General features: G+C 68.5%; 10 protein-coding genes. 5 read left to right on the top strand and 5 right to left on the bottom strand.

Annotation, left to right across the window (positions count from 1 at the left end; all coding sequences use genetic code 11):
• Positions 1-142 precede the first annotated feature (142 nt).
• From AVMA1855_RS09950 to AVMA1855_RS09940, 3 genes are all read right to left on the bottom strand, one after another.
• On the bottom strand, positions 143-1,213 hold the full coding sequence (locus tag AVMA1855_RS09950; RefSeq protein WP_284425586.1) for a GTP pyrophosphokinase: 1,071 nt from the start codon (positions 1,211-1,213) through the stop codon (positions 143-145).
• A 126-nt stretch (positions 1,214-1,339) separates the two neighbouring features.
• Positions 1,340-2,380 (bottom strand): tRNA dihydrouridine(20/20a) synthase DusA, encoded by a 1,041-nt coding sequence (gene dusA / locus AVMA1855_RS09945; RefSeq protein ID WP_284425585.1) that lies wholly within the window; start codon positions 2,378-2,380, stop codon positions 1,340-1,342.
• Between the two features lie 165 nt (positions 2,381-2,545).
• Complete coding sequence (locus AVMA1855_RS09940; protein ID WP_272569505.1) at positions 2,546-2,998, bottom strand: Lrp/AsnC family transcriptional regulator; 453 nt, start codon at positions 2,996-2,998, stop codon at positions 2,546-2,548.
• Between the two features lie 162 nt (positions 2,999-3,160).
• On the opposite strand from AVMA1855_RS09940, the gene AVMA1855_RS09935 reads away from it, so the two are divergent.
• Positions 3,161-4,282, top strand: a complete 1,122-nt coding sequence (locus AVMA1855_RS09935; RefSeq protein ID WP_284425584.1) for a saccharopine dehydrogenase family protein — start codon at positions 3,161-3,163, stop codon at positions 4,280-4,282.
• A gap of 417 nt (positions 4,283-4,699) precedes the next feature.
• A complete protein-coding gene (gene xopAP, locus AVMA1855_RS09930) occupies positions 4,700-5,692 on the top strand; it encodes a XopAP family type III secretion system effector (RefSeq protein ID WP_284425583.1) in 993 nt (330 codons plus the stop codon).
• Here the strand turns inward: xopAP and AVMA1855_RS09925 are convergent.
• Both AVMA1855_RS09925 and AVMA1855_RS09920 read right to left on the bottom strand, forming a co-directional pair.
• The gene (locus tag AVMA1855_RS09925) at positions 5,689-7,767 is read right to left on the bottom strand and encodes a sensor domain-containing diguanylate cyclase (protein ID WP_284425582.1); all 2,079 of its coding nucleotides are present in this window, start codon (positions 7,765-7,767) and stop codon (positions 5,689-5,691) included. The genes xopAP and AVMA1855_RS09925 overlap by 4 nt on opposite strands.
• Before the next feature lie 158 nt (positions 7,768-7,925).
• The gene (locus tag AVMA1855_RS09920; RefSeq protein ID WP_284399734.1) at positions 7,926-8,561 is read right to left on the bottom strand and encodes a GntR family transcriptional regulator; all 636 of its coding nucleotides are present in this window, start codon (positions 8,559-8,561) and stop codon (positions 7,926-7,928) included.
• 124 nt (positions 8,562-8,685) lie between these two features.
• On the opposite strand from AVMA1855_RS09920, the gene scpA reads away from it, so the two are divergent.
• The 3 genes from scpA (at position 8,686) to meaB (ending at position 12,543) form a co-directional block, all read left to right on the top strand.
• Positions 8,686-10,851: a methylmalonyl-CoA mutase gene (gene scpA, locus AVMA1855_RS09915; protein WP_284425581.1), complete on the top strand. Its 2,166-nt coding sequence runs from the start codon at positions 8,686-8,688 to the stop codon at positions 10,849-10,851.
• A gap of 61 nt (positions 10,852-10,912) precedes the next feature.
• A complete protein-coding gene (locus AVMA1855_RS09910) occupies positions 10,913-11,377 on the top strand; it encodes a GNAT family N-acetyltransferase (protein WP_349817099.1) in 465 nt (154 codons plus the stop codon).
• On the top strand, positions 11,374-12,543 hold the full coding sequence (gene meaB, locus AVMA1855_RS09905) for a methylmalonyl Co-A mutase-associated GTPase MeaB (RefSeq protein ID WP_502870305.1): 1,170 nt from the start codon (positions 11,374-11,376) through the stop codon (positions 12,541-12,543). Before AVMA1855_RS09910 ends, meaB begins: the two co-directional genes overlap by 4 nt.
• The last annotated feature ends 17 nt before the right edge of the window (positions 12,544-12,560 follow it).

The following is a 12,560-nucleotide window of genomic DNA, read 5'->3' as shown; positions in this document are numbered from 1 at the left end:
CTGACAACGAGTCACCTATGCGACAAATGGAAACAATTGTCGCGTGACGGAAGGCTGTTTGTTTGCTATTAAAAATATAGCAATATGCCCTAGTGATGATTGCGCTGAGGGCTGCTTTAGTGGTCGGTGCCGGAACGCGTCGTCAGGCGTGTTCTTTCAGCCACGCCTCGAAGGCCTCGCGCGAACTGTTGCGCAGGGCCCGGCGGAACGTGGTGCGGTCGCCCAGGTAAAGGCAGTGCCGGATGACGGTGTAGGCATTGAAGCTGCCCTGCGGGTTGTGGTCCTCGAAGTGCTGCTTGTAGCGTTTGACGGTGCCGATGGTGGCCCGCATCAGGGTATTGAAGCGAGCGCGTGTGATGGTGGGCGACCACGCGCGGATGTCCTCCACGAACAAGTCCACCTTGTGCGGCTCGAAGTCCTGGTCCTTGAAGAAGTGGTTCGCGATCTTGAGGAACGTGAACGCATTGAGCTCGCTGCCCGGCGCCTGCGCCTTCTCGGCGGGGGCCGACTCCAGGTCGGTGTCGTCGTCGGGCTCGGCGGTTTCGTCGGGCGCCTGCCGCAGTTCGGCCTCGGTCGCATCGCGGATCTGCAGGAACTCGCGGTCGGCCAGCTCGAACAGGGCCGACAGCACGTTGATGCGCCGCTTGAGCTGCCCGGGGATCGATTTTTTGTACTTGATCTTGTGGTCCAGCACGCTCCAGGAGTCCTGGATGATCGTTCGCACCTGCAGCTCGAACGGCTGGTGGGCATAGGCCGCGTGTTCGGCCAGGGCTGCCTGGGTCGGCGTCAGCCGCAGGTCCAGGTGCAGGCCCTTGTAGCCGAAGGAGTCCTCGGTGCTTTCCACCGCCGTCACCTTGTCGGTCACGTCGATCACGTCGAAGTGCGATCGCACGGCCTGCGCCACCTTTTCCAGCTCATCCTCGTACAGGCACACCACCCGCACGCCGATCAGGTCGGTGATGTAGGGGCGGATCTCGTAGGGGGTGTTGCTTTCTTCCAGCGCCGCGCGGTATTTGCGCGAGAACTTGTTCACGCATTCGCGGCGGTCCTTCACACGCCCCTCGACCTTGGTGATGTCCAGGTGGGGCGTGCGCGAGAGGATGGCCTGCAGCAGCGCCATGTAGGAGGCGCAGGCGTACTGCAGCGCAGGCAGTTCCTGGGCATAGGCGGCTTCGAAGCCTTTTTCTTCCCGGGAGAAATCGAGCGAGGGCATGGGCAAAAGAAACGGTGCTTGAGGGCGATGGCCTCCAGGGCGGGCCACCGTCCGAGCCGCCATCGTAGTCCAACTGCATTGCCCGGGCCCGGTGCCCGGAACGCCGCCGGCCCGTGACGACCGGATTTACCGCGTGGCCACCAGTTCGGCTGAGGTGTCCAGGGCAGCCGGGGCGTCCGAAGACACGCCGCGCAGCGGCGCCTGCGCCAGGGCCATCACCTCATGCGCGGGCAGGCCCTTCAACCGATGGTCGCTCCACACCTGCCGCCAGCGCCGCGCGCCCGGCAGGCCGTGGCGCAGCCCCAGCATGTGGCGGGCGATCGAATACCAGTGGGTGCCATGCAGCGCCGCCTCGCGCGCCATGTAGTCCACCATGGCGGCCTCGACCCCCTCGCGTGTGAGGGCGTTGTCAGCGGCGCCGAAATAGAGCGCGTCCCAGCGCGCGAGCCACCAGGGGTTGTGGTACGCCTCACGCCCCACCATGGCGCCATCGACCCGGCCCAGCGCATCGGCCACGGCCTCGTCGGTGGCCAGGCCGCCGTTCAAGGCGATGGTGAGGTGCGGAAAATCAGCCTTCAGGCGCTGCACCACGTCGTATCGCAGCGGCGGGATCTCGCGGTTTTCCTTGGGCGACAGGCCCTTGAGCCAGGCGTTGCGCGCATGGACGATGAACACGTTGCAGCCCGCATCCGCCACGGTGCCGATGAAGTCGCGCACGAAGCCGTAGTCCTCGCTCTGGTCGATGCCGATGCGGTGCTTGACCGTGACCGGCACGTCCACCACATCGACCATGGCCTTCACGCCGTCGGCCACCAGTTGCGGCTCGTTCATCAGGCAGGCGCCGAAAGCGCCGCGCTGCACCCGCTCGCTGGGGCAGCCGCAGTTGAGGTTGATCTCGCCGTAACCCCACTGCGCACCCAGTCGCGCGGCCTGGGCGAGATCGGCCGGCTCGCTGCCGCCCAGTTGCAGGGCCACCGGGTGCTCCTCGGCGTTGAAGCGCAGGTGCCGCTCCACGTCGCCATGGATCAGCGCGCCGGTGGTCACCATCTCGGTGTAAAGCAGTGCATGGCGGCTCAGCAGGCGGTGCAGGTAGCGGCAGTGGCGGTCGGTCCAGTCCATCATGGGCGCGACGGACAGGCGCCAGGGACTGTGGGGTGCGTTGGACATGGGCACGGGCAGAAAAAAGCGGCAGGCGGGCGAGAAAGAGCAGGGGGAAAGGCAGGGCGCATTATCCCATCGGACCCAGGAAGACGGATTCGAAGGGAAATGTGCCCATGCCGGCGGATTGATTGCCTGTGTTGCTATGCAATCAGGAGCAAAACGGCAGCGCCTTCAGTCGCCGGCGCCCCGCCGGTCGATCTTGCGGCTGAGCACGATGCTGGTCTGCGTCTGGTGCACGCCCTCCAACTGGCCGATGCGATCGAGCAGCGCATCGAGCTGTTCATGGCTGGTGCAGCGCAGGAACACGAGGTAGTCGAACGCGCCGCTCACGGCCGAGACCTCTTCCACCTCCGGCAGCGCACCGAGCATGCGCAGCACCGCCGGTGAGGCCTTGGGCAGCACGCTCAGGCTGCACCAGGCGCGCACGGCCTGCGCCTGCAGCGGCGCGCCCAGCCGCACGCCGTAGCCGGCCACGATGCCTTCGCGCTCCAACCGGGCGATGCGCGCGACGACGGTGGTGCGCGCCAGGCCCAGGCGGCGGGCGAGCAGCGCGGTGCTTTCGCGCGCGTTGGCCTGCAGCAGGCTGAGCAGGCGGCGATCGGTATCGTCCATTTCGGTGGCCATGGCGGGTCCTTTGGAGCAGGGAGCGCGAATGCGTCAGGCATTTTCGCCGGTTCGGCGAATATTTTGAGCAAATGTGACGTTTTGCACGCTACACATCGACAGCATCAGCGCCTAGCATGGCTGCATTCATCCCTTCGTCACAACCCCCTTGAGGAGACCGCCATGCCTTCCACCCCATCGACCCATCGCATCGCCATCCTGGGCGCGGGCCACATCGGTTTTGCCATGGCCGTGCTGCTGCAGGAGGTGGGCGAATACCGGATCACCGTGGCCGACCGGGATCCCGAGGCGCTGGCCCGGGCGGCGGCGATTGGCGTCGGCACCGTGCTGCTGCAGGACGATGGCGCCCTGGAGGCGGCCGTCACGGGGCAGTTCGCCGTATTGAATGCGTTGCCGTTCCACCGCGCCGTGCCGGTGGCCACGCTGTGCGCCCGCCACGGGGTGCATTATTTCGACCTGACCGAAGACGTGCGCAGCACGCAGGCGATCCGCGCCCTGGCGCAGGACGCCCGCAGCGTGCTGATGCCGCAGTGCGGACTGGCACCGGGCTTCATCGGCGTGGTGGGCAACGATCTGGCGCAGCGCTTCGACACGCTGCACGACCTGCGCATGCGCGTGGGCGCGTTGCCGCGCTACCCGCTGGGCGCGCTGCGCTACAACCTGACGTGGAGCACCGAAGGCCTCATCAACGAATACTGCAACCCCTGCGAAGCCATCGTGGACGGCCAGCCCACCACCGTGGCGGCGCTGGACGGGCTGGAGACCTTCGCGCTCGACGGAGTGGAGTACGAGGCCTTCAACACTTCGGGCGGGCTGGGCACCCTGCCCGAAACCTGGGCCGGCCGGGCCCGCCGCATGGACTACCAGTCGATCCGCTATCCGGGGCACTGCGCCATCCTGAAGCTGCTGCTGAACGACCTGCGCCTGCGCGACCGGCGTGACCTGCTCAAGGACATTTTCGAGGCCGCCATTCCGGCCACCGAGCAGGACGTGATCGTGGTCTTCGCCAGTGCATCGGGCCTGCGCGGCGGGCGGTTGGTGCAGGATGCCTATTCGGCACGCATCGTCGGCGCCACGGTGGGCAGGCATGCGCTGAATGCTATCCAGCTGACCACGGCGGCCAGCATCTGCGCGGCGCTGGATCTGGTGGTGCAGGGGCGGTTGCCGCAGTCGGGGTTCATCCGGCAGGAGCAGATCGCGCTCGGGGACTTTCTGGGCAATCGCTTCGGCCGGGCCTATCGCGATCACGCGCTGGCGCAGGCTGAAGGGGTGGCGGCCGCCTGAACCGGGGCGAAGATGGGGCGGGGACGGATAGGACTAAGTGGTTCGCGGGGCAGCATATCGGTTCGCCCACGGTCACGCCGGACCGCGGCGTGCGCAGTGCAATACAGGCCTCGGTTTCCACCCCCATTCCATGCGCCGGTGCCAGGGTCTGCGCCCAGCCCTCGCCCGCGTGCATCACCCGCGCACCTCTGATCTATGACCACGGCATTTTTCCGACAGCCCCTTCCAGCGACGGCACCGCCGCATTCGGCGGGCGCGCCCAGCCGGCCAGGCCATCCGGCCGGTGTCCCGGTGCGCGTCCCGATGCGGCACAGCACGGCAGGGCCGTTGCACGGGTTGGCCGTTCAACGGCCGCCGCGCCTCTCACCGGGCTCCGAGGCGATTCGGGCCCGTCCGGCGGCCCCGGTGGCCGTCGACATGGCTTCGGTCGACATCGCAGAGGCCCTTTGGGCGGTCGATCTGCCGCAGGCCGGCAGTGCCCGTGGCCTGCCGTCCAGGACCACGCAGGCCCTGCAGCGGGCGGTGCTGGAGGGCATGCGGGATTTCGCGGGGCAGGCGTACACCGTGGATTTCGACGAGATCACCAGCCGGGGCGGCATGCGTTTCGCGGCCGGCCAGTCCAGCGCGGCCACCAAATGCTGGGACCACCTGGAGCACCCGCAGGTCCTTGCCGTCGTGCTGGGGTTTGCCGGCACACGCATGGAAGACCGCGACGATCTGATGTGCGACCTCAAGTCGCAGATTCCCCGGCCCCATGCCAATCCGCTGGACTCGGGCCTGCCTGACCTAGGGCAGGTGGGCAGCGGTTGGCAGGAGCGGTGGCATGCCGAGGCGCTGGCGCCGCGCGCCAACGGGCTGGATTTGGCCGGCCTGCTGATGCGTTATGCCGGCATGGCGCGGGACAGCGGCAAGACGCTGTCGGTTTCGGTGGTGGGCCACAGCCTGGGCGCGGCGGTGGCCACGCTGGCCAGCTTCGACATCGCGCATTTCCTGGACGCCAACGGCGCGCGCGGCAAGGTCAGCACCTATGCCTTCAACCCGCCGCGCCTGGGGATGGAGGCCGTCGCGCAGCGCTACGTCGCGCCGAAGACCGCAGGGGGCATGGCCTTCGCGCTGCGCCAGTTCACCCGGTCGCTGGACCCGATCCAGTCCATGCCGATGCTCATGCACCACCCGGGCTGGGTGGCGTCGCCACGGCCGGGGACCTATTCCGCGGCAGGCAATCCCCAGGTCGTCACCTACCAGGACCGCTGGGCGGACCGGATCAATCTGTCCGCCAACCACGAGCTGCCCCAGTGGCAGCCCGTGATCGCATCGGCCATGCATCCGTCGGACCTGGAGCAACTCTTCGGCGCCGCGGCGCAACAGGTGCAGGCGCCTCCACCACGGCCCGAGGCGCTCGGCACCTAGCGGCCAGGCCCATGCAGCGGCGCCTGCACCATGGGTTCGGCACCCGCGAACCGGCGGCAGTGGTTCTTGCCGTTCTGCTTGGCCTCGTACATGGCGTGGTCGGCCTGGCGCAGCAGCAGGTCGGGGGTGTCGCCGTCCAGCGGGTAGATGCTCAGCCCGATGCTGGCCGAGACGAAGCCCTGGCCGCGCGGCAGCGGCACGGGCTGGTGCACGGCCTGCAACACCCGCTCCAGCAGGGGCGCGCAGTCGTCGGGGGATTGCAGCCCGCCGATCAGCAGCACCATCTCGTCGCCGCCCAGGCGCGCCAGCGTGTCCTCGGCGCGCAGATGCGACTGGATGCGGCGGCCCACCTCGACGAGCAACTGGTCGCCAGCGGCATGGCCGTGCTGGTCGTTCACGCGCTTGAAGCCGTCGAGGTCGAGGTAGCACACGGCCAGCAGTTCGCGGTGCCGTTGCGCATGGGCGATCGCCAGCACCATCCGGTCGGCGAGCAGACGCCGGTTGGGCAGGCCGGTGAGGCTGTCGTACAGCGCGATGTGTTCCAGCTCCTGCTCGTGCGCCTTGATCTGGGTGATGTCGCTGATGACCACGATGTAGTGGTGCGGGTAGCCTTCGTCGCCCAGCACCGCCGCGATGGACACGCGCTGCGGCACGGCTCCCTGCGGGCTGCGCCCGAGCAGTTCCCCCTGCCAGTAGCCCTGGGCCTGCACGGCATGCCATACGCCAGGAAAGTCGGGGTGGGGCGCGGCGGCGTAGAGCGTCTGCACGTGGCGGCCGAGGACTTCGGTGCGGGACTCGCCCATCATCCGCTCGAAGGCGGGATTGGCATCCACGATGGCACGCTCGGCGTCCAGGATGAGCACTGCTTCGTAGCTGTGCGCGAACACGCTGGCGGCGATGCCCAGCCGCATCTCTGCTTCCTTCACGCCGCGCAGGTCGGTGACGAACCCCACGAACATCGGCCCCCCCGGCGCATCGGCGCGCCCGATGGCCAGCCGCAGCGGGAAGGTGCTGCCGTCGCGGTGCAGCCCCAGCACCTCGCGGCCCGTGCCGATGATGCGCGCCTCGCCGGTCTCCAGGTAGCGGCGCAGGTAGCCGTCGTGGGCGGCGCTGTCGGGCTGCGGCATGAGCATGCGGATGTTGCGGCCCAGCACGTCGGTGGGCGGCCAGCCGAAGATGCGCTCGGCAGAGCGGTTGTAGCTTTGCATCTTGCCTTCATGGTCGATGGTGATGATGCCGTCCACCGCCGTGTCCACCAGTGCGCGCAGGCGCGATTCGCTGCGGCGCACCTTGCGGTACATGTCGCGGTAGCGGATCAGTCCGTTGGACACGCCCGCGAAGATCCCCACCCCGGCCGTCACCAGCGCCACCGTTACCGCGAGCGCCTGCGTCCAGGCGTGGCTGTCCTGTAGTTCCGGGTCGGCCTGCCCGACGAAGCGGGCGGCCGCCATGGCGGTGTAGTGCATGCCCGAGATCGCCATGCCCATGATGCTGCCCGACAGCAGGTTGGCCTGCCAGTTGGACATGCCGCTGCGCTGGTGCACCGTGAAACGCACCCACAGCGCCAGCACGGCCAGGACGACCGCCACCACGATCGATGCGGCGAACCAGGCCGGGTCGTAGCGCAGGTCCGGTGCCATGCGCAGGGCTTCCATGCCGGCGTAGTGCATGGCGCCGATGCCCGCGCCCACGAGCAGTCCGCCCATGGCCAACTGCCGCCCGGTGACTTGCTGACGGACCAGCACGTTCAGCGCCACCCAGGAGGCGGCCAGGCCCGGCAGCATCGACAGGAGGGTGATGCCCACGTCGTAGCGCACCGCCACGCACAGGGTGAAGGCCAGCATGCCGATGAAGTGCATGGCCCAGATGCCCGCCCCCAGCGCGACGGCGGAGGTGGCCAGGGCCATCGTGCGGTGCACCGGTTCGTGGGTCAGCCGGGCTTGCCCCGCCAGGTGCAGGGCAAGGGTCGACGTGGCCACGGCCACCGCCACCGACAGCAGCACCAGCCACGGATCGTGCTGCGCCACCAGCAGGTCGGCAGGGGACTCTCCCAGCAAGAAAAACCGCTCCAGCATGCAAGCTCCTCCCGTGTGTCATCGGCCGTGGCCGTGAGGGACGGCTACCGCACGCGCGCGGTGCCATCGTTTATGGACAGGTGCATCATGAAGGCGATATCCCCGCGGGGCAAGCGCCGGATGTCTCAGGGGGTGCGGCCCACGGGCCGCGGCGCGGCTCAGGCGGCGGCCTGCAGTCCGTTGGCGAAGTGCTCGCGCATGGCGCAGGCGGCGGCCTGTGCGTCGTGCGCCTGCAGCGCGGCCAGCACCCGGCCGTGCTCGCGCAGCGATTCATCGATGCGGCCCTGCTTGAGCAGCGAGTTGTGACGGTTGAGCTTCATCACCTTGCGCAGGTCGGCCACCATCTGGTTGCGCCAGCGGTTGTCGGCCAGTTCCAGCACCCGCATGTGAAAGCGCTCGTTCACCGCGAAGAAGCGCTCGCGGTCGTCCACGCTGGCGGCCAGTTCGCGGTGCAGTCCTTCCAGCTCGCGAAGTTGCTCGGCGGTGGCGCTGGCGGCGACCACGCCGGCCGCATCGCTTTCCAGCAGCGCCAGCAGGTGGTACACGTCGCGCAGGTCCTTGTCGGACACCTCGGTCACGTAGGCGCCGCGGCGCACCTTCATCGTGACCAGCCCTTCGGCCGCGAGTACCTTGAGGGCCTCGCGCAGTGGCGTGCGGCTGATGCCGAACTCCTCGGCGATGCGCAGTTCGTCGATCCAGCTGCCGGGCTGCAGTTCGCGCCGGAAGATGCGCTGGCGCAGTTGCTCCGCCACCTCTTCGTAGAGGGCGCGGGGGGTGAGGGTGGCGGCTGACATGGCGGGAATGTACCGCAGAAAAACTATAAATTAATAATTACAGATTGGGTTAGACTCGCTTCACTGTGCCAAATCGTTGCAGCGCCACCGCGCTTTTCTCGCCACCCGTGAAGCCTTCCCAGATATGAGCAGCAACACCCCATTCCCCTCTTTCGCCCCCGCAGACCTCGCCGCGTGGACCCGGGCGGCCGCCAAGTCGGCCCCCGGTGGCGATGTCGCGGCGCTGAACTGGGTGACGCCCGACGGCATCACGGTCAAGCCGCTCTACACGGCCGAGGACACGGCGAACCTGCCCTACGCCAACACGCTGCCGGGGTTCGAGCCGTACCTGCGCGGGCCGCAGGCCACGATGTACGCGGTGCGGCCCTGGACGATCCGCCAGTACGCGGGCTTTTCCACGGCCGAGGAATCCAACGCCTTCTACCGCAAGGCGCTGGCCGCCGGCGGGCAGGGGGTCAGCGTGGCGTTCGACCTGGCCACGCACCGCGGCTACGACAGCGACCACCCGCGCGTCACGGGCGACGTGGGCAAGGCCGGCGTGGCGATCGATTCGGTGGAGGACATGAAGATCCTCTTCGACCAGATTCCGCTGGACAAGGTGAGCGTCTCCATGACGATGAACGGCGCCGTGCTGCCCGTGCTGGCCGGCTACGTGGTGGCCGCGGAAGAGCAGGGCGTGAGCCAGGACAAGCTCTCGGGAACCATTCAGAACGACATTCTGAAAGAGTTCATGGTGCGCAATACCTACATCTACCCGCCCAAGCCCTCGATGCGCATCATCGGCGACATCATCGGCTACACGGCGCGGAACATGCCGAAGTTCAATTCCATCTCCATCAGCGGCTACCACATGCAGGAGGCGGGCGCCAACCAGGCGCTGGAGCTGGCCTTCACCCTGGCCGACGGCAAGGAGTACGTGAAGACGGCCATCGCCTCGGGGCTGGACGTGGACGAGTTCGCCGGGCGCCTGTCGTTCTTCTGGGCGATCGGCATGAACTTCTACCTGGAGGTGGCCAAGATGCGCGCCGCGCGCCTGCTGTGGTGCCGCATCATGAAGGCCACCGGCGCCAAGAACCCCAAGAGTCTGATGCTGCGCACCCACTGCCAGACCAGCGGCTGGAGCCTGACCGAGCAGGACCCCTACAACAACGTGGTGCGCACCACCATCGAGGCCATGGCCGCGGTGTTCGGCGGCACGCAGAGCCTGCACACCAACGCGCTGGACGAAGCCATCGCGCTCCCCACCGAGTTCTCGGCCCGCATCGCCCGCAACACGCAGCTCATCATCCAGGAAGAGACCCACATCACCAGCGTGATCGACCCCTGGGCCGGCAGTTACATGATGGAAAAGCTCACGCAGGACATGGCCGATGCCGCGTGGACCATCATCGAAGAGGTCGAAGCCATGGGCGGCATGACCCAGGCGGTGGACAGCGGCTGGGCCAAGCTCAAGATCGAGGCCGCGGCCGCCGAGAAGCAGGCGCGCATCGATTCCGGCAAGGACGTGATCGTGGGCGTCAACAAGTACAAGCTGCACAAGGAAGACCCGGTCGACATCCTGCAGATCGACAACGTGAAGGTGCGCGACGGGCAGATCGCGCGCCTGAAAGCCATCCGCGAAAAGCGCGACGCCGCGCTGGTGCAGCAGGCGCTGGACGCGCTCACGGCCGCGGCGGAGAGCGGCCAAGGCAACCTGCTCGACCTGGCCATCCAGGCGATGCGCCTGCGCGCCACGGTGGGCGAGGTGTCCGACGCGCTGGAGAAGGTCTATGGCCGCCACCGCGCCGACACGCAGAAGGTGACGGGCGTGTATGCCGCCGCCTACGACTCGGCCGAAGGCTGGGAGCAGCTCAAGGCCGAGATCACCGAGTTTGCCGAGGCCGAAGGCCGCCGCCCGCGCGTGATGATCGCCAAGCTCGGCCAGGACGGGCACGACCGCGGCGCCAAGGTGGTGGCCACGGCCTTCGCCGACCTGGGGTTCGACGTGGACATGGGTCCGCTCTTCCAGACCCCCGAGGAATGCGCGCGCCAGGCCATCGAGAACGACGTGCACGCCGTGGGGGTCTCCACCCTGGCGGCGGGGCACAAGACGCTGGTGCCGGCCATCATCCAGTCGCTCAAGGACCAGGGCGCAGACGACATCATCGTCTTCGTGGGCGGCGTGATCCCGGTGCAGGACTACGACTTCCTCTACGAGGCGGGCGTCAAGGGCGTGTACGGTCCCGGCACGCCGATCCCGGCCAGCGCCAAGGACGTGCTGGAGCAGATCCGCAAGGCCTTCGCCGCATGACGACGGCGACCGTTGGCCGGGCGCCCGCGCGCATGGCATGGCGCCGCGTGGAGGTGCCGCGTTGACCGCCCCCGCGTTCACCTGGCATCCGGTGGCCGAAGCGGACTTCGAGCCCATGCTGGCGCTGCGCACCGCGGCCATGCGCGAGAGCCTGGAGCGTGTGGGCCGCTACACGCCCGAGCGTTCGCGCGAACGGCTGCGCGCGGCTTTCACCCCCGAGCACATGCAGCACCTGGTCGCACCCGACGGGCGGCGCATGGGCTTCGTCACCGTGCTGCCCGAGGGCGACCGGGCGCTGCGGCTGCAGCACCTGTACCTGCACCCGGACTGGCAGGGCGCCGGTGTGGGCGCCGCCGTGCTGGCCCAGGTGCAGGACCGCGCGCGCCGCGAAGGCGCCGTGCTGCGCGTGACCGCGCTGCAGCGCAGCGATGCCAACCGCTTCTACCAGCGCCACGGCTTCGTGCAGACCGGCGAGGAAGACGTGGACGTGCACTACGAGTGGCGGCCCGAGGAGGGTGCCGAATGAGCGCGCCTCTGCCTTCGCCCGCTTCTTCACCCGCTTCTTCTACGGGGGCTTCGCCCCATCGGCCACCTTCGGCCGGCGTTTGGCTGGACGGCATCCTCCACGGCGCCCAGGCCGTGCAGCGCCGGGCCATGTCCAAGGCGATCACGCTGCTGGAGTCGACCCGCGCCGACCACCGCGCGCAGGGCGACGAGCTGCTCACCGCCTTGCTGCCGCACACCGGCCAGTCGTTTCGCCTGGGGATCAGCGGCGTGCCCGGCGTGGGCAAATCCACCTTCATCGAAGTGCTGGGCCTGCACCTGATCGGCCTGGGCCACCGCGTGGCGGTGCTCACCATCGACCCGTCGTCCACCGTGTCGGGCGGCTCCATCCTGGGCGACAAGACCCGCATGGAACACCTGTCCATGCACGAGAAGGCCTACATCCGCCCCAGCCCGTCCAGCGGCACCCTGGGCGGCGTGGCCGAGAAGACGCGCGAGGCCATGCTGGTATGCGAGGCCGCCGGCTACGACATCGTCATGGTGGAGACCGTTGGCGTGGGCCAGAGCGAGATCGCCGTGGCGGGCATGACGGACATGTTCGTGCTGCTGCAGCTGCCCAACGCGGGCGACGACCTGCAGGCCATCAAGAAGGGCGTGATGGAGATCGCCGACCTGGTCGTCATCAACAAGGCCGATATCGACCCGCACGCCGCCACCCGCGCCGAGGCGCAGATCACCTCCAGCCTGCGGCTGCTGAGCCAGCACGGCAACCCCGAGCGCTCGCTGGGCCACCCCCGCCATGCGCCGACAGCGGGCCACGGCGCGGTGCCGGCAGAAAGCGAACCGGCCCCCGCCCAGGCCGATGCCGCCCCCTGGCAACCCAAGGTGCTGCAGATCAGCGCGCTGCAGGGCCAGGGCCTGCAGGCCTTCTGGGCCGCCGTCAGCCAGTTCCGCCAACTGCAGACCGCCAGCGGCCGGCTCGCCCGCCGCCGCGAAAGGCAGGCACTGGCCTGGATGTGGGAACGCATCGAGGCGGGCCTGCGGCATGCGTTCCGCCAGCACCCCGAGGTGCGGGCACTGCTGCCCACGCTGCAGGCGGACGTGGCGGCCGGGCGCATCGCCGCGTCCACTGCCGCACGGAATCTGCTCGCAGCACAAGAAAACTCCCGGCATACCGCTATTAAATAAATAGCAAAAGAATCACC

This window comes from Acidovorax sp. SUPP1855 (genome assembly GCF_030158955.1).
Taxonomy (GTDB): Bacteria; Pseudomonadota; Gammaproteobacteria; order Burkholderiales; family Burkholderiaceae_C; genus Paracidovorax.
The sequence above is the reverse complement of the archived record's forward strand: the minus strand, read 5'-3'. Positions and strand labels throughout refer to the sequence as shown.